We start from the raw sequence: 17584 nt of genomic DNA, 5'->3' as shown, positions 1-17584 counted from the left end.
ATCAAAGAGGAAGGAGCCGGGTGATCCAGTCCACCAGCGCGCCCGTGTTGCGCGACTGCAGGTAGACCGTGCCCGTGCCGTTGAACTGACAGACCAGGCCCTCGCCCGACGCCATGAAGCCCATCAGGCCACCGCCCGCGGTCTTGATGTCGAACGTGAGGTTGCCCTCGAAGCCCACCAGGTGGCCGTTGTCCACCAGGTACTGGCCGTTGACGGGCACCGCGTGCACGCCGCCGTAGCTGTTGAACCAGAGGTCGCCCTGGCCCTGGATTTGAGGAAGAACGCGCCCTCCTTGGCCAGCAGGCTGCGGATGCCGCCGAACTTCATCTTCACGTCGAACGTGCCGACCGAGGCGAGGAACGCGCCCGAGCTGAGCGTGAGCGTCTCGCCGTTCATGCGGCGGTGCGTGATCTGGCCCGACATCTGCGGGGCGATCCACACACTGCCGCCGTTGGCCGACGAGAAGTGGTTCACGAAGAAGGTCTCGCCGCCGATGATCTTGCGGATCATGGCGATCATGAAGGCCTTGAACTTGGCGAAGAAGCCCGACGCCGAGCCGGCGTTGAGCTTGACGTCCATCTTCACGTGGCTGTGGCGCGCCACCATGGAGCCGGCCTCGGTGACCACCTCCACGTTGGCGGGCAGGTCCACACGCAGCATGGCGAAGGACGGCCCGTGCGTGATCTCGTGCGGCACACCGCTCGGAGCGTGGACCATCTGGGGCGCGTAGGGCGCGGTCGCGGGAGCAGCTTCCATGCGGCCACTGGTACTCCAGTCTGGCCGTAGAAATCAAGCGTCGTTTGCGCGGTTACTCGCTCGCCAGCAGCGCCGCGCGCCCGTGATTCCGGTGCCGAAGGAATCCCGTCTCTTCGAAGAGTTCGTCGTAGAGCCGCGCGGCGCGAGCGTACTCTTCGGCGTGGTAGGCGCCGTAGGCCACCAGCTCGCGCGTGGCTGGACCATCGGCCTCGGCGTACCCGCGAATGGCCTCGAGGCGCAGCGCGTGCGCCTCGGCCGGCGCGTTGGCGGCCGCCCAGCCCCAGAAGGCGCGCGCCTCGGCGGGCGTGAAGCCGTCGGTCTGGTCGAGCCCGTGCAGCACGTTCCAGCGCGCCTTGAACATGGCGTGCACCACGCTCTTGGGAGCCAGGCGGCGGCCATCGCGTGCGGCACCGTAGCGCTCCAGCATGCGCGGGAAGCTGCCAAGCGCCTCTTGCTCGGCCGTGGGCTCGAGCGCACCGCGCAGCGCGGGCCACAGCCCGACCAGCGCCTCGGCACGCAACGCCACGGTGGCCCCTTCGTGCTCGCGCTCCACCAGCACCAGCAGCCGCATGAGGCCGAGGTGCCGCTCCTGCGACACGCCGGCGGGCTCGCCCGGGCCCACTTCGGCGCGCCCCTGCTCGGCCTCGAGCCGCTGCAGCCGCTCGAACGCCTGGCCCGTGAGACCCTGTGCGGCACGGGCTTGTTCCTGCTCGCGGGCCAGCGTCTCGGGCAGCTCGCGCTCGGCGTCGGCGGGGAACAGGACGGGCGGCTGGGGAGCCACCGGACGCGGCAGCGCCAGCACCACGAACGCGCAGCTGGCGGCCACGGTGGTGACGATCAGGCGGGCCCCAGAGGGCGTCAGGCCGCGCCCCCGACGGGGGGCCTTGGTGTCCTCGGGCATGGCGCTCACGGTCATGGGATGCGCCAGGATAGCAGAGCGACGGGCGTGGTTGGCGGTTGACTTGAAGCGGCGTCGGGGCTAACTCCAAGGCTCATTGTTGGCCCGGCCGGTAGCGGTCGCTGCGAGGTACTTGGTGACTGGACGCCGCGTTCATGAGCGATACGACTGTGACCTGCCCGTCCTCATCGCGCCTCAGGGCGTCGAGGGTGAGGCGGCCGAGCCCGTTCCCACGCGCACACAGAACGTGAGCCTGGGCGGCATGTACCTGCTGTCCGAGCTGCAGGTGCCCTACGGCACCACCGTGAAGGTCACGTTCCGCCTCCCGTCGCTCAAGGAAGACACCGTCTGCGAGGGCATCGTGCGCTGGAACAAGCCAGATGGCTTCGGCGTCCAGTTCGGCAGCCTGCGCGCCATCGAGGTGTGGGGCTTCCACCAGCTCTTCAAGACCCTGACCCCCACGCCGCCGCTGCCCTGAGGCCGGGCTGGCTCCCGCCGGCCGAGCACCGCTCATGCAATCCGCAGCGAGCCGTGATAGCGTGCCCAGGCGATGAAGAAAGTCGACCTCCGGCGCAGCCTGTTCATCCTGCCGAACCTGTTCACGCTCTCGAGCGTGCTCTGCGGGTTCTACGCGGTGCTGGTCTGCGGTGGCCCCGAGGCCACGGACGACGACTACTACCGCGCCGCGCTGCTCATCGTGTTCGCCATGTTCTTCGACACCATCGACGGACGCGTGGCGCGCATGACCAAGACGCAGAGCGCCATCGGGGTGCAGCTGGACTCGCTGGCCGACGTCATCTCGTTCGGCGTCGCCACGGGCGTGCTGGTCTACCGCTGGTCCCTCCACAAGCTGGGCGCGGTCGGCATCGCCATCGCCTTCGGCTACGTGGCCTGCGGCACCATCCGCCTCGCGCGCTTCAACGTGCTGGCCACGGAAGAGAGCGGCGCGCCCAAGAAGCCGGGCAAGTACATCCTGGGCCTGCCCATCCCGGCGGCGGCAGGCATCTTGATCTCGCTGGTGGTGGCCAACACCGCCACGGACACGCGCCTGTTCGGCACCACGGTGCTCATCGCGGGCGTGGTCGTCACGCTCTCGTTCTTCATGGTCAGCACGGTGCGCTTCCGCTCGTTCAAAGACCTCAAGCTGTCGGCGCGCACCGTCCTGTTCGTGGCGCTGGCGGTGGGCTCCACGGCGTTCCTCGCGCTGCGCTACCACGCGTCCATCGCGCTGGTCTGGCTGCTGGCCAGCTACGTGCTCATCGGCATCGTGGAGACCATCATCTCCATGGTGCGCGGGCCGGAGCGCAGTCTCGCGGCCGGTCCCCCGGTGGTGGACGAGCTGGAAGACGACGACGCGGACGCCGACCACGTAGACGAGCCCAACGTCCTCTAGCCGGGGGCGTCCTTGCTCGACGACCGCATCTGCCCGGGCTGCAAGACCCCCACGCTGGCGGACCGGCCCGAGCGGCTGGGCGTGCTGGCGGGCCTGTGCACCACGTGTGAGCGGCTCTGGCTAGACGCCGGTGACCTCGAGAAGCTGGTGGGGCATGCTCCCGAGACCCGGGCGCCGCTGATCCCTCCGCTGGCGACGGACTTCGCCACTTGCCCCAGCTGTCATACCCACGAGGTGTGCGAGGCGGAGTGTGACGCGGGCGAGCTGCTGCGCTGCCGCGTGTGCGGCGGCGTCTTGCTCACGCGCGCGGTGCTGGACGGCCTGCGCGGGAGCCAGCGCAAGGGCGCGGTGGCGTCGCTCTCGGCCACCTCGCGCACCTCGCTGCCCGCCGCAACAGTGGACGAGGCCATGGAGCGGGGGCAGCCGAAGGTGCTCCCCAGCACCGACGAGATCCGCGCGGTGCTGCGCGGTGAAAGCGACGACGGCGCGCCCGTGGACCGCCCCGACCGCGTGCCCTTCGACCACCCGTGGCTGGAGCTCGGCACCTATCCGCTGGCCGCGCTGTTCGCGCTGCTCATCACCAGCAGCGAGGGCGCCATGACGCTCATGTTGCCCGCGCAGATCTTCATCCACGAGCTGGGCCACGCCATCCCCAGCTGGCTGAGCAGCCGCCGCGCGCTGCCGCTGCCCTGCGGCGTGACCTTCTGGGAAGAGGAGCAGTCGCTCTTCGTGGGCTTCGGCATGGTGTTCCTGCTGGGCGTCTTGGCGGTCCACTCGTATCGCGAGCGCCGCCCCTTCGGCGTTGCGCTCGCCGCTCTGTTCCTGCTGCTGCTGGGGTTCTTCTCGCTGGGCATCTCGAACGACCGCTCCTTCGAGTGGACCATCTTGGGCGGCGTGGCCGGCGAGTTCTGGGTGAGCGCGCTGCTGATCGTCAGCTTCTACTTCCGCATGCCCGACCGCCTGCGCTGGGACTTCTTCCGGTTGGTGCTGATCTTCCCGGCGTTCGCCACGTGGGTGGCGGCCACGCGCCTGTGGTTCGGCATCGCGTTCGGCCGCGCGCTGCTGCCCACGGGGACCATCTTCGGCGGCAGCCACGATGGGGGTGGGGACCTCGACCGCCTCATGATGGAGTACGGCTGGACCAAGGAAGGGTTGACCAGCTTCTACACGGCGCTCGCGGTGCTCACGGGCGCGCTGATCGTCGCTGTGTACGTCGGCGTGGGTTCTCGTAGATGGTCACGATGGGGACCCCGTCGTACGTGAGCACGTGCGCGGGGGTGAGCGAGCCGAAGGCCACCCAGGCCTGGAACTCCACCTCGGCGAAGTGGTGCTCGTGGTGCACCAGCACGAAGTCGGCGCTGGCCAAGTTGGGCGTGGGCCGGATGGACGCGGGCCAGACCCCGTCGCGGTGCAGCATGCTCACGGCCTGGAACGTGGTGTCGCACACGTAGACGGTGCCGCCCTCGGGCATCTGCGTGAGCAGCCAGGGCGCCACGCTGCCCGTGGTGAAGCCCCAGAACTGACGGTTCATGCCGTGGTCGGCGGCGCCCGGGACACCGCCCGCCAGGTAGGTGTAGTGCGACAGCCCGAAGGGGTGGCTGTGCATGGTCTCGATGGCGCTCGGGGCCAGCAACACGGCGCCGAACACCAGCCGCATGGGCGTGCCGGCCAGCCCCTCGAGGCCGCGCGCGGCCAGCCGCGGCGCGATCATGGGACGCAGCAAGCGGGCCAGCCGCATGTAGCCGTAGCCCGCGTAGAGGCACAGGAAGGGATACGACGGGAACCAGTGCTTGGTGCCGCCGAAGATGGGCGTGCTGGGAAGCGCGATGATCACGAGGGGCGCCAACAGCGCGCCCACCAGCAGCACGTCGGTGGCGCGCCGGTCGGCCTGGTAGCTGCCACGCGGCCAGAGGCGCGCGAGCCACGCGCGCGGCACCAACGCACGGGCGCGCTCCAGCAGCGCCAGCGCGCTGAGCAGCAGCAGCGTGAGCGGCACCGTGTAGGCCATCATCACGAACGGGTAGCTGATGGGAAAGGGCGGCTGGAAGTAGTTCACCCCGAAGTACGCCATGTTGTAGTACTCGTGGTGCAGGTGGAAGCCCGCGTACTGGCCGAAGCGCGCGAGCGTGTCGTGCCAGAGCCACGGCCACATGGCCACGAACAGCGCGGGGCCGATCAGCAGCATGCTGAAGAGCCAGCGCGGCACCAGCGACAGGCGCGCCGGCAGGCGCGGGTGCGCCTTGCGGTAGCTGCGCTCGTTCCACGCCACCCACGCGAAGTGGATGCCGAAGATGCCCGGCAACACCCAGCTGTTGTGCTTGGTGGCCAGCGACATGCCGAAGGCGATGCCCGTGAGGATGGCCCAGCGCGGGCGGGTGAGCGAGCGCCAGTAGCAGTAGGTGGTCCACGTGATCATCAAGGTGATGGGCACGTCGAAGGCGTTGAGGTGCGCGTGGTAGAAGACGCGCGGCAAGAGCGCGAAGCTCACGGCGGCGAACACGCCGGCCTGGCGCCCGAAGACGCGCGCGCCGAACAGGTAGATCAGGAACAGCAGCGCCCCGCTCATGAGCATGGCGGGGAAGCGATGCGCCAGCGAGTCACGCTCGAACAGGTCGAAGTGCTGGTCCAGCAGCCACGAGAGCGCGAAGGCCGACTTGGCCAGCGGGGGGTGCTCGTTGTTGTAGTCCCACGCGCGGTCCACGGCCGCCTGCTCGAGCGCGGCGCGCGGTTCGCGGTAGAGCTGCTCGAACCAGCCGGCGTAGTCCTCGGCGGCCGTCACGTAGAAGCTCTCGTCGCGGCTCATGGCGAGGGCGGGCTCGGTGCCCACCAGGAGCAGCACGTAGGCCAGTGCGAGCGCCGCACCAATGACGTAGTCGGCGGCGTGGACGCTGCGCTGGGCGGCGCGCAGGGGGCCTGGCGCCTCGCTGTTCATGGCGCTCACGGCAGCTCCTCGCTGGGCCGGCGCTCGGCCGTGCGGATGTCGGCGTGCCAGCACACGCTGCGCAGGTGCGGGTCGTTGGCCGAGACCTCGACCTGCACGCGGCCGCGGCGCGTCGGGTCGGCGCTCGCCGGCCCGGTGTTGGCCTCGATGCGCTTCCAGCCGTCGCCGTCGCGGTGGGTCATGTGCGCCACCTCTTGCCCATCTACGTGCACGCGCAGCTCGAAGGGTGGGTGCTCCAGCATGCGCTCGTGCTCGTAGTAGAGCCCGGCGTACAGCACCAGGCGCGCGCCCAGCGGCACGTCCTCGAACGTGGTGACCACGCTGCTGCCGGCCTCCGCCGGGTGCTGCCACACGCAGCGCCGCGGCCGCAGGTGGAGGTCCTCGTTGACGGTGCGGCCCACGAACACCCACACGTGCCGCGGGTCACACTCGAAGCGCGCGGCCGGCATCATGGGCCCTGCGCCGAGGCCTCCACGCCCGAGCGAGCTGCTGCGCCACGGGCAGGGCTGTTCCCCGCTGCGCCGCCGCACGCTGACGCTGGCTTGCTCGAGGTGGGCAGTCAGGTCGAACAGCACGGGCGACTCCCCGAGGGCGTACTCGCGCAGCGTGAGCGCACCCACGCGCTGCACGGAGGTGGGCTCTCGCCCCACGAGGTCCGGGTGACGCCGCCCGCGCGCGCTCAGCTCGAAGGCGCGCGTGAAGCCCGCCAGGTCCGAGTACGCCGCGCGCGGCTCGGTCATCAGGTCGCCCAGCGCCATGCGCGCCACCGGCGAGGCCCAGTCGGGCGCCACCAGGATGGTGTCGGTGGGCTGCACCTCGGCGCGCAGCACGGCGGCGGCGGCGCGCCAGTCGTCTTCGGGCACCACGCGGGACTGGACGTTGTAGTGCCCGATGACCTCCACCAAGGCCACGGCCAGCGTGGAGGCGAACACCACGCGCCAGGCGTTCCAGCGGGCTGGGCGGGAGCCCTTCGGGAGCGGTGCTGTGACCTCGGGCTCCATGCTGGCGTCGCCCTGCTGAGCGCTCAGGGGCGGCGGCACTGGCAGTACATCTGCGCGAAGTCGAAGTCGCCGGTCTGCGTGCCGAGCTCGGTGACGGCCGGCAAGGTGGCCGGTGGGGTCTCCGAGCAGCTGAGCGGCGCGCCCACCACGTCACCCGACAGCGGCTGGCAGACCCCGCTGTTGGCACAGTCCGACGTCTGCGAGCACGCGGGGAACATGCTCACGTCGGTGCTCGTCCAGATGCACAGGTCGGTGGGGGTGCCCTCCACGTCCACGGTGGTGCAGGTGCCGTTGCCTCCCGCGCAGGGCGAATCCAGGGGCGAGCACGGCTCGGCGCAGTACCCTGACGCATAGCCGCCGAAGTGCTGCTCGGTGGTGTCGCACTCGAGGGACTGGTCGGCACACGCGGCGCTGCAGTTCCGGCGCACGTCCTCGCTCAGCGTGACCGTGCAGTACGGGACCGCGTCCAACTGACAGCCGGTGGCGTCCACCTCGAGGCCTGGCACCGACATTTCGACGGCGGTGCAGTCGTTGGCGCACGAGCCACAAGCCGCCGTTGAGTCGAGCGACCGGCACTCGCCTGGCGCACAGGTAACCAGGAGGCCGCCGCATGAGAGGGTGACCGCGACCTGGCGGAACGCGCTGTTGCCCATCATGTCCGTGAAAACCGCCTCGAAGACGCGGACGCTCCCGCCCGCGGGGACCATGATACCCCGCACTTCATTGATCTCGGCCCACGAGAGCGTGATGGTGTAGGTGCCATTGCTGCCGGCGAAGTCGCCATAGCTCATGTCGGTCATGGGGTCGCGCAGCGTCCCGCCGGTGATGTCGCCCAGCCCCGACGGGTCAGTGACCGTCGCGTTGAAGATGCCCGATGCCTGCGAGGTGAGGAGGGCGGTTGGGTTCACCGTCAGCGAGGTGATGGTGGGAGTCCCGGCGGGGGCTGTGACACACTGGCCGCTCCCATCGCATGCTTGGGTGGCGCCGCAGGTGCCACATGATTCGCCGCACTCGGGGTCCAGCCCACACGCCAGGCCACCGCAGTCTTGCTGACATGTCGTGCCCTGATCGCCCAGCTGGCCGCCATCACCGCCGCCGCCATCACCGCTCCCGCCATCCCCGCTCCCGCCATCCCCGCTCCCCCCCTCCCCGCCACCCCCGTCATCACTCCCTCCATCCCCGGCGTCGCTCCCGCCCAGATCCGTTCCGGCATCCTGACCGCCGTCCGAGCCGCAAGCAGGGAGCGCAACAAGGAGAGCAACCAGAGAGACCAGACGGAAAAGATGAGTGTTCATAGTGAGACGGTCTCCAGCGTACCGAGGTCCACCACGACTGTCACTCTGCAGCGTCCGTGATTTGATTTTACGGAGCGGGTCAGGTAGTATTCGTTCTTAGCGGAATTCTACCATCGAGAGGGCCGCGAAACGACGATGCCGCACCCCTTCCGCCCGTCACGTGTCCTCCCTCTCACTCCCTTCGTGTGGGGCATCGCCATGGCCACCGCGTCAGGCCTGCTCGCCAGCGCCTGCTCGGACACACCCCCGAGCCCGCCCACCTCGGACATCGGTCGGCCTGACTTCGGACACGATCTGGGCTCAGACGTGAGCGTTGGCCCGGACCAGACCAACGCAGACGAAGGCGTCGACGCGGCCACGGCCGACGCAGGCATGATCGACTGCGAAGTCGAGGCGCCCGACATGCTGGGCAGTGAAGTCGGCAGCGTCGTGCAGCGTTTGGCCATCGCGTCCCGCACAAACGACTTCGCCATCGTGTTCCGGGAGCGTCGCCCCGTGCTCGATGACCTCTGGGTGCGCGTGTATCGAGATACTCCCGATGGCACCACCGAAGGCACCGACTACGCCATCACCACCGACGCGGCGGGGATGGGCGTCAGCAGCATCTCGAGAGATCCCGTCGTCGCCGCGACCGCTACCGGGTTCGTCACGGCGTGGATCGACAACCGCGACGTCGGGTTCGAGATGTGGACGCGCTTGGTCGACGCCGATGGAATCCCGGCGACTACGCTCAACCGCATCACGACCACAGGGGGCCGGTCCGCCTTCCCAGCCCTGACGCGGGGCAGCGATGGAACGCTCCTGGCGGGATACGTGCTCGATGATCTGGCGGACGAAGACACCAGCGAGTTCTTCGTGGCGAGGCTCGACGCCACCGGTGCCACGGCGGGTGCCTGGGCGCGTGCGTCGGCCATGGGTGAGGTGGCCGTGCGCGGGATGCTGGTCCCCGACCCGTCCACCGGCTTCTTGAGCGGCTGGGTCGACGGCAGCAACAACGCCCGCGTGCGGCCGGTCAACGTCAGCGGGGCACCCTCCGGGAGCGCCGTCGGTCATGGGGTGGTCACCGCTTTCGCACTGAACGGGGTGGTGCTGGTCCTCGGGCGGAACTCGGGCTTCGATGGCATCTGGGGACAGCCGATCACGGGGGTCGGCGCGGCGGACGGCCTGCTCCGCAGCGCCCTCGCCAACGACGCCACGGGACGCGACCCGGGCGTTGCCCCCCTCAACGGCGGCGTGGTCGTCGCCTACCGTCACACCACCGTGGACGGCACCATGATAGCGCTCGCTCTGCTCAACAGCCGTGGCGAGCGGATGCACACGGAGGTGCTGGGTGAGACGACCGCACAAGGGGGCCCCGTCTCCGTAGCCGTCAACAACGAGGGTCGGATTCGGCTGGCCTGGGCCGAGGTCGAGGCCAACGTCACCACCACGTTCACCCAGGCTATCCAGTGCGCGGAGCCGCTGTGACGGTGCCCGCGGGGGTTGGCTCTGGTGACGGTCGCTCTCCGACTATGCGGGCGCCGCACCCGGCCACGAAAAGTTTTCGCAGCCTTGCATCCGATGCGACCCCCCTGCCCTTTTCGACGGCACTGGGTCATGCGGATCTAGCTAGATACCGTCGGGCGGGGGCATTCCCCCGAAGGGTACGGTACTTGCATAGCTCGGCGGTGTGCCCTTGCGCTGCCCATCCTGGGTCGCCCCGTCAGCGACCGGAGACCTAGTACCATGACTTTTCGACCAAGCTCCGGGCTCGCGCGTCGCGCGCTGATGCTGGCGATGGTGTCACTCATGGGGTGCACGCCTGAGTCCGAAGGGTCGGGCGGCCCCCGTCCCGAGGAAGGCCCACCCGACGACGGCCTGGCCCCACTGATCGACAGTCCCACGTGCTTCTCGGATGAGCCTGGCTGCGGGTGCATGGAGGGCTCACCCCCGATCTCATGTACCCACACGGAGATCCGCGGGGAGTTGGTGCTGTGTGAGGGCGGCGCCAGCTACTGCGTCGACGGCGTTTGGAGCGCCTGCGAGACGGTCGAGATGTGGGAGATGCCCCGCCCGAAGATCATCACGGCCGCGTCGGCTTGCAGCCCCTGCAACCCAGACTGCTTCGTGACCGACGACGAGCCCGATCAGAACGACATTGACAATCCCCCGGATGGCATCACCAGCAACAACGTCGAGTTCGTCGTCGGCCCCCCGCGCGGAATCCGGCCCATCCCGTCCATGACCACCACCATCGGCGGCGTCGACACAGACATGGACGGGGTCCCCGATGCCGCCGACGACTGCCCGGCCGTCGTGGGCACGGAGGGCTTCTTCGGCTGTCCAACCAGCGCTGGCGCTGCGGGCTTCTTCCATGTCCTCCCGCCCGGCACGTCTGCGGTCGACCCACTGAGCTTCTCCGTCGAACTGCGCGAGGCCGACATCTACGTCCTGATCGACCGCACGGGCTCGATGGGCGACGAGATCACCAACCTGCGCAACGGTGTCGTCCAGATGATCACTGACATCCGAGCCACCATCCCAGACACGTGGTTCGGCATCGGTCGCTTCGACGACCTGGTCGGCGATGGCTTCGGCACCACATCTGAGACATCCAACCGCGTCTACAGGAACGTGCACGACCTCAGCCCCAGCATCGCGAACGTGCAGACTGCAGTGTCCACGCTCACCACCGTGCCCTCGGGCGGTGACTGGCCGGAGGCCAACTCGCAGGCGCTCTACTCCATGGTCACCGGCGACGGTCTGAACATCTTCGGGACGCAGTACGTGAGCGCGCGTACGGGCTGTCCCGCTGGACGCTGGGGTTACCCCTGCTTCCGCCCGAGCGTGATTCCGATCGTGATCCTCATCACGGACGCCGAGAGCCACAATGGCCCCACGGACCTCCTCTATCACCGGCGCTTGACAGCACCGTCGACGACGCCGCTGGCGAACGGCACCGTCACCGTTGACATCGGCACTCTCACGCCGGCCCGCAGGCGCTTCAGCGGCAGCACGAACTCGGTCTTGCTCCCGAACACCCAGAACGTCCGCTGCGGGACAGGGTCCACAAACGACACCAGTCGGGACCGCTACATCACCTTCAACGTCCCGACAGCCGGCACCTACCGCTTCGATATGGCGGGGACGTCGTATGACGCGATCATGTACCTCTACAACACCGCAACACCGCTCGGGGCACCGCTCCAATGCGACCGCAACTCGTTCGGCACCCGGCCTTTCATCGAACGCACGCTGGCCGCGGGCGACTACACGCTGCGTATCGACGGGCACAGCAACGACCAAGGCAACTTTCAGCTGGCCATCTACCAGGCGCTGATCGGCAACAACCTCGTCAACGTCGGCGACATCAGTGGTGAGCACCAAACCTACTTGGGAAGCACCGCTGCCGCGACCAACAACTTCAACACGCGCTGCGACGGCGGTGGCGATGGCTCACGCGATCGCCTGGTGCAATTCGAGGTCACCACGGCGGGCCTCTACGATTTCGACCTCTTGGGCTCGAGCTTCGACACGTATATGTACCTCTATTCGGGGACGGCTCCGACCGCTGGGCTTCTCGAGTGCGATGATGACGACGCTGGCGACGATGACGACGATGAGTCCTTCATCCAGCGACAGCTGACGCCGGGGACGTACACGCTGCGCATCGATGGGCACAGCAGCGACGAAGGGACGTTCCAGTTGGTCATCGCCCAGCACGAATACAGCGGCGTCTCGTATGCAGACTCCATGGCTGCGTTGAATGCACGCGGCGTCCGCTTCATCGGCGTCAACTCGGGCAACAGCGTCGCGCGAGCCGACCTCGTTTCAATGGGCAACGCAACCGGCTCCACCGGCAACCTCGGCCTGCCCTTCGTGTACAACATCTCTGGCAATGGGTCGGGCCTGACCACCGCCGTCGTCAGCGCCGTAGAGGCGCTGGCGCAATACTCGCGCATGGACGTGGACGTAGTGGTGGAGAACGTCAACATCCTGCCGGGCGTCCCGGCGTCGGCGTTGGTCCAGTCCATCACCCTCCCAGGCGGGTGCCCCGCACGTTGTTCGGCGCCGATCACCAACGGGTGCTCGCAGTGTTTGCCCAACACCACACTCCCCTTCACCGTGACGTTCGCCAACAACGTGATCCCGGCGTCGGCGGTGGACCAAGTCTTCAACTTCGACCTCATCGTGCGTGGCAATTTGGGGTCCGTCGAGCTCCAGCGTGTCCCTGTGCGCATCCTGGTTCCTGCCAACGCACCAACCACCACCTACATGGCTGGCACCTTCTCGCGCACCTTCGACCCAGACGCCGAAGGCACCTGTGAGATCCCGCCCACGCGGCCCGACTGGGGCCTCTTCGGCTGGGAGGTCAGCACGCCGGGCAACTCGAGCGTGGTGTTCCAGTTCCGCACCGCCGAGACCGAAGCCGAGCTGAACGGCATGTCGCCCATCACCTACGCCGTGCCCGCCGGGCCCGACGTCCCCACTGCGGCGCAGTACATCGACGTGGGAAGCATGATCACGGCAGCGGGCGGCCAGAACTACCTGCCCTTCCTGCGCGTCACTGCCGTGCTCAACCCCACGTCCGACGGCCTGCAGGCGCCCACGCTCACCAGCATGGGGCTCCAGTACGGCTGCGTGGACAGCGAGTAGCGCTCGGGCGTGGGCGGTGACAGGCTCGGGGTCATGACCGCGCCCGTCATCGCCCACCACTCGTCGGCTGCCGAGCGCGCGCTGCTCGACCTGGGGCGCGCGCTGCCCAGCGACGCGGTGGTGCGAGACCGCGACATTTTGGTGAGCTACGCGTCGGACGCGAGCGAGGTCACGCCGGTGGTGCCCGAGGCCGTGGTGCGGGTGCGCAACACGGCCGAGGTGAGCGCGGTGATGCGCGCCTGCCACGCGCATGGCGTCCCCGTGACGCCTCGCTCGGGGGGCACCAGCCGCGTGGGAGGCAGCGTGCCGGTGCCAGGCGGCATCGTGCTGGCCTTCGAGCAGATGAACGCGCTCAAGGGCGTGGAGCGCCCCGACCTGCTGGCCGTGGTGGAGCCGGGGCTCATCACGGGCGAGCTGCACCAGCACGCGGAAGACGCGGGCCTGTTCTATCCACCGGACCCGAACTCGCTGTCCACGTGCGCGCTCGGTGGCAACATCGCGGCCAACGCCGGCGGGCCGCGCGCCTTCAAGTACGGCGTCACGCGCGAGTACGTGCTGGGCATGGAGGTGGTCATGGCCGACGGCGCCGTGCTCCAGCTGGGCAAGCGCACCGTGAAGGGCGTCACGGGCTACGACCTCACGGCGCTCATGGTGGGCAGCGAGGGCACGCTGGGCATCGTGACGGAGGCCACGCTGCGGCTGGTGCCCAAGCCCGAGGCGGTGAGCACGCTGCTGGTGTTCCTGCCGGACGACGAGTCGGTGGGGCGGGCCGTGAGCGCCATCCTGGCGCTGGGCATCATGCCGCGCTGCGTGGAGTTCCTGGACCGCATCGCGCTCGAGCTGGTGCGGCCCGACGCGGGCGTGCCGGTGCCCGAAGGTTCACGCGCCCTGCTGCTGGTGGAGCTGGACGGTGACGCGCGGCACGTGCCCGAGCAGACCGAGCGGGTGGGCAACGCCATGCTCGAGGCTGGCGCCATGGACGTGCTGGTGGCCGACAAGGGCAGCGAGCGGGAGCGCCTGTGGGGGGCCCGCCGCGAGCTCAGCCACACGCTGCGGCGCGTGGCCCGCAACAAGCTGAGCGAAGACGTGGTGGTGCCGCGCTCGCGCATCGCGGACCTGCTGGCCGTGTGCCGCGGGCTGTCCGAGCGGCACGCCATCGTGATGCCCACCTATGGCCACGCGGGCGACGGCAACCTGCACGTGAACTTCTTGTGGGACCGGGACGAGCAGCGCCCGGCCGTGGACGCCGCCATCCGCGGGCTGTTCGAGAGCGTGGTGGCCATGCGCGGCACGCTCAGCGGCGAGCACGGCATCGGCGTGCTGAAGGCGCCCTACCTGCCCCTCGAGCAGAGCGCTGGGCTCATTGCGCTGCAAGAGCGCATCAAGGACGTGTTCGACCCGCGGGGCATCCTGAACCCGGGCAAGATCTTCCCGGCGTCGGCCAAGCGTCACCACGGCGCCTGCTGACCTGAGCGGCGTCCGCGCGGTGTGTGGCTGGGTTGGCGCTGCACGCGATGTCGCGGTGGGCCGGGCGGTTGGCCAACTCTGGCACAGCCGCGGGGAGCGAAACGTCGCAATTCGCATTCACATCGCCGGGGGGGATGCTCTTCACGGGTGGCACGTGCGCTGCACTGTGTCCGTGTGCGGTCGAAAGCCGCGTTCCTCGCCGTCTCCACCCAGCGCGACGCCCACACGGGAGGGTGGGCGTCGCGCGCCCCCTCACACCCAGGAGGTCCTCTTCGAGCTACCGCCTACATCGCCCGGAGCGTGTGGTGAACGTCTCGGCTTTGCCCGAGCGTCACACCCTCAGAACACACGCTCCGGGCCGCCTCTAGCGCGCCCCCCAAAGCAGCCCAGACGTGCGTCCACGTTGTCGTGGGCGTTGTCGTGAGCGTTGTCGTGGGCGTAAGCGTGGGCGTGGGCCTTGACGGCGACGGCGACGGCGACGACCGGCGACCGGCGACAACGACGGACGGCCTCCGTTTCGAGCTCGATGGACAGCCGCTGAGGTCCACGCACCCTGGAGCAGCGCAGCTGGCCACCTCGCCCCGCCGGCGTGAAGGTCAACGTCGCCGTCGCCGTCGCCGTCAACGCTCTCGTCAACGACAACGACAACGTACGACAACTCAACGTGCGTCAACGTGATCGTTGTCGACGAGAACAGCGCGCCACTGACTACCGCGGTGGCAGCCCGAGCGACACGCGGTGGTCGGCCACCGGGTCGCGCGAGGCCAACAAGAAGTCCTCGAGGTCGGGGTCCTGGCTGTTGCGCAGCGCGTCGGGGGTGCCCTCCAGCTTCACGCGCCCGTCGTGGATGAACGCCACCCGCGTGCTCACGTTGAAGGCGCTCTGCATGTTGTGCGTGACCACCACCGTGGTGATGTCGAACTCCTCGCGCAGCGACTGCAGCATGCGGTTCACGCGCGTGACGTTGATGGGGTCGAGCCCCTCGGTGGGCTCGTCGTACAGGATGATCTCGGGCCGCAGCGCGGTGGCCCGCGCCAGCGCCACGCGCTTCTTCATGCCGCCCGAGAGGTCCGCCGGCCACTTGCGCTCCACGCCCTCGAGGCCTACCAGCCGCAGGCACTCGGCCACGCGCGCGCGGATGTCGTCCTCGCTCATGCCGCCGGCCTCGCGCAGCCCGTAGGCCACGTTGTCACCCACGTCGAGCGAGTCGAACAGCGCCGACTCCTGGAACAGCATGCCGATGCGCGGCCGGAGGCGGGTCCACTGCGTGTCCGTGTACTTGGCCACCTCTTCGCCATCGAACGTGAGGCTGCCGGCGTCCGGCGTCATGATGCCGATCAGGCTCTTGAGCACCAGGCTCTTGCCGCAGCCGCTCTCGCCGATGATGGTGAGGAACTCACCCTTGTGCACGTCGAGGTCCACGCCGCGCAGCACTTGGTGCGCGCCGAAGGCCTTCGTGATCCCGCGCAGCTCGAACAACGCCACGCGCCGTGTGTAGCAGCTTCCCCACAGCGCGTGCTATCCCACCGCGTGTTTTCGCCCAAGCTCCGGCTCGTCCTCATCGTGGCCTGTCTCGGCTACGCCGCGCTCACGGCGCAGCGTGACCCCCAGCGCGCGGTGGTGCTGGTGCTCATCGTCGCCCTGCTGGGCTACGGCGCGGTACGCCTGGGCGGCGTCCCCTCGGCGTTCGCGGCGCTGCGGCGCAACGACCTGGCCAGCGCCAAGCGCCTGTTGGACCAGACGTCCACCCGCTTTCTGAACGCCGACTCCCGCGCCAAGTACGCCTGGGTGCAGGCCGCCCTGGCCGAGGCCGCGGGCGACCTCACCAGCGCCCGCGACAAGCTCCATGAAGCCCTGGCCGGAGACGCGCTGGTGAGCCGCGCGGAGCGTGGCATCGCGCTCGCCACGCTGGCCGCCGTGCATCACCGCCTGGGAGAAACGGACCGCGCGCGCGAGCTGCTCGGCGAGGCCCAGCAGACGTCGGCGTCGCCCGACGTGCAGCGCCTGGTGGCCAAGCTGACCACCCAGCTCGACGCCGACGCCTAGCTCACCCGCTCACCCGTTGAGCGTCGCCAGCGCCTGCCGCACCAGCTTGCGTCCGTCGCGCACGCTGTCCGCCTGCCAGGCGCGCGACTCGGGGCAGAACGCCTCCTTGAAGCGCCGCTTGGCCGCGAGGTGGATGGCGCTGCCGTGGCTGGCGTACTGGTGCGCGCGGTTCTCTTCGCGCATGGCCGTGAGCACCTCGATGACGTGGTGCGTGCCGTACTCGGCCAGCATGCAGTCGTACTCGAGCCCCGGGAACTGGTCCTGCAGCCAGCCGCCCAGGCTGCCGTTGATCTCGTAGAGCACGCCGTTGGGGTCCAGGCCCTGCACGGCCTTCTCCCCGAACTCGCGGCGCAGGCGCGTGACGCGCGGCGAGTCGTTCGGGAAGTCCACCGCCAGCACGTAGGTGCCCCACTTGCCCATGCCCGTGTGGAAGTCGAGGTGCACCACGCGCTCGGCCCCCTGCACCAGCGGCGGCAGCGCCTCGGCCAGGATGCGCAGCGACTTGCTGGGCCCCTTGCCGCCGAAGAAGAGGCCCTTCGGGAACTCGTACTGGCCCTGCGCGATGGCGTTCTTGAGCGCCTTGAAGCCGTGCTTGGCCAGCTGCACGCCGGCCCGCGCCAGGAAGGGGTCCATGGCCGTCGGCGGGCTGACGGGGTTCAGCAGGTCGTCCAGCCGCGCGTAGTCCTCGGGCGCGCCGCTGTAGGTGCGGGCGGACTTCACGAAGTTGCGGTTGAGGTCGATGTTGTCCTCGTTCACCCGGCGGATGAACGCAAAGCCATACGGGTTCACCGCGTGCACGAACACCACGCGCGTGCCGGCCGGGCGCCTCCAGCCCTTGGCCAGCTCGTTCTCGAGCACGGCGGTCTGCACGGCCCCGCCGTAGAAGCCCTCGATGCCGTGCGTGCCACTCGAGACCACCACCACGCGCTTGGCGCCCGGGTCACCCTGCACCGCGAAGTCCACGGTGAGCTCCTCGCCGCGCGGCCCCGTGAGCCCAATGGGGTGGGCCTGCAGCTCGAACCCGGCGGCCTCGGCGGCGGCCCGGAAACGGGTACGCGACGCCAGGTAGTCCGAGGCGAAGGGCGGGTCGATCAGCGTCTTGTCGGCGGGCTCACTCATGCGCCCGCCATACACCGGGAGCGCGGCCCTGTA

The 17584-nt window shown here is 69.3% G+C and carries 15 protein-coding genes; 7 read left to right on the top strand and 8 right to left on the bottom strand.

The genetic code is table 11. The features are described 5' to 3' along the window. Position 1: 1 nt before the first annotated feature. Genes IPI43_31550 through IPI43_31540 form a run of 3 tightly spaced genes read right to left on the bottom strand, consistent with a single transcriptional unit; the run spans position 2 to position 1672 of the window. On the bottom strand, positions 2-196 hold the full coding sequence (locus tag IPI43_31550; protein MBK7778600.1) for an AIM24 family protein: 195 nt from the start codon (positions 194-196) through the stop codon (positions 2-4). Continuing rightward, positions 124-756 (bottom strand): AIM24 family protein, encoded by a 633-nt coding sequence (locus tag IPI43_31545; protein MBK7778599.1) that lies wholly within the window; start codon positions 754-756, stop codon positions 124-126. Before IPI43_31545 ends, IPI43_31550 begins: the two co-directional genes overlap by 73 nt. A 52-nt stretch (positions 757-808) precedes the next feature. Then, positions 809-1672 carry a hypothetical protein gene (locus tag IPI43_31540; protein MBK7778598.1) on the bottom strand — a complete coding sequence of 288 codons (864 nt, stop codon included), beginning with the start codon at positions 1670-1672 and terminating at the stop codon, positions 809-811. A 118-nt stretch (positions 1673-1790) separates the two neighbouring features. On the opposite strand from IPI43_31540, the gene IPI43_31535 reads away from it, so the two are divergent. The 3 genes from IPI43_31535 to IPI43_31525 all read left to right on the top strand — a co-directional run bounded on the left by IPI43_31535 (position 1791) and on the right by IPI43_31525 (position 4310). Next, positions 1791-2132, top strand: a complete 342-nt coding sequence (locus IPI43_31535) for a PilZ domain-containing protein (GenBank protein MBK7778597.1) — start codon at positions 1791-1793, stop codon at positions 2130-2132. 72 nt (positions 2133-2204) lie between these two features. Continuing rightward, positions 2205-3047 (top strand): CDP-diacylglycerol--serine O-phosphatidyltransferase, encoded by an 843-nt coding sequence (gene pssA / locus IPI43_31530; protein MBK7778596.1) that lies wholly within the window; start codon positions 2205-2207, stop codon positions 3045-3047. Positions 3048-3059: 12 nt separating this feature from the next. Then, entirely contained in the window at positions 3060-4310 is a 1251-nt protein-coding gene (locus IPI43_31525) for a zf-TFIIB domain-containing protein (GenBank protein ID MBK7778595.1), read from the top strand. On the opposite strand, the gene IPI43_31520 is transcribed toward IPI43_31525, so the two are convergent. The 3 genes from IPI43_31520 to IPI43_31510 are packed head-to-tail and all read right to left on the bottom strand — an operon-like array spanning position 4231 to position 7897. Further along, positions 4231-5988 carry a glycosyltransferase family 39 protein gene (locus IPI43_31520; GenBank protein ID MBK7778594.1) on the bottom strand — a complete coding sequence of 586 codons (1758 nt, stop codon included), beginning with the start codon at positions 5986-5988 and terminating at the stop codon, positions 4231-4233. The two genes, IPI43_31525 and IPI43_31520, sit on opposite strands and share 80 nt — an antisense overlap. Further along, positions 5985-7028, bottom strand: a complete 1044-nt coding sequence (locus tag IPI43_31515) for a hypothetical protein (protein ID MBK7778593.1) — start codon at positions 7026-7028, stop codon at positions 5985-5987. Before IPI43_31515 ends, IPI43_31520 begins: the two co-directional genes overlap by 4 nt. Further along, entirely contained in the window at positions 7013-7897 is an 885-nt protein-coding gene (locus IPI43_31510; GenBank protein MBK7778592.1) for a hypothetical protein, read from the bottom strand. The genes IPI43_31515 and IPI43_31510 overlap by 16 nt, the downstream gene beginning before the upstream one ends. Positions 7898-8482: 585 nt before the next feature. On the opposite strand from IPI43_31510, the gene IPI43_31505 reads away from it, so the two are divergent. The 3 genes from IPI43_31505 (at position 8483) to IPI43_31495 (ending at position 14386) form a co-directional block, all read left to right on the top strand. Continuing rightward, complete coding sequence (locus IPI43_31505) at positions 8483-9751, top strand: hypothetical protein (GenBank protein MBK7778591.1); 1269 nt, start codon at positions 8483-8485, stop codon at positions 9749-9751. Positions 9752-10327: 576 nt separating this feature from the next. Beyond that, positions 10328-12919 carry a VWA domain-containing protein gene (locus tag IPI43_31500; protein MBK7778590.1) on the top strand — a complete coding sequence of 864 codons (2592 nt, stop codon included), beginning with the start codon at positions 10328-10330 and terminating at the stop codon, positions 12917-12919. Between the two features lie 33 nt (positions 12920-12952). Continuing rightward, entirely contained in the window at positions 12953-14386 is a 1434-nt protein-coding gene (locus tag IPI43_31495; protein ID MBK7778589.1) for an FAD-binding protein, read from the top strand. A gap of 708 nt (positions 14387-15094) precedes the next feature. On the opposite strand, the gene IPI43_31490 is transcribed toward IPI43_31495, so the two are convergent. Then, on the bottom strand, positions 15095-15871 hold the full coding sequence (locus IPI43_31490; GenBank protein ID MBK7778588.1) for an ATP-binding cassette domain-containing protein: 777 nt from the start codon (positions 15869-15871) through the stop codon (positions 15095-15097). Positions 15872-15916: 45 nt separating this feature from the next. Between IPI43_31490 and IPI43_31485 the strand changes: the two genes are divergently transcribed. Then, complete coding sequence (locus IPI43_31485) at positions 15917-16432, top strand: DUF2379 family protein (protein MBK7778587.1); 516 nt, start codon at positions 15917-15919, stop codon at positions 16430-16432. Positions 16433-16441: 9 nt separating this feature from the next. On the opposite strand, the gene IPI43_31480 is transcribed toward IPI43_31485, so the two are convergent. After that, the gene (locus IPI43_31480; protein ID MBK7778586.1) at positions 16442-17551 is read right to left on the bottom strand and encodes a DUF2817 domain-containing protein; all 1110 of its coding nucleotides are present in this window, start codon (positions 17549-17551) and stop codon (positions 16442-16444) included. Between the last annotated feature and the right edge of the window lie 33 nt (positions 17552-17584).

The sequence above is a fragment of the Sandaracinaceae bacterium genome, from assembly GCA_016706685.1.
Taxonomy (GTDB): Bacteria; Myxococcota_A; Polyangia; order Polyangiales; family Houyiibacteriaceae; genus JADJJE01.
The sequence above is the reverse complement of the archived record's forward strand: the minus strand, read 5'-3'. Positions and strand labels throughout refer to the sequence as shown.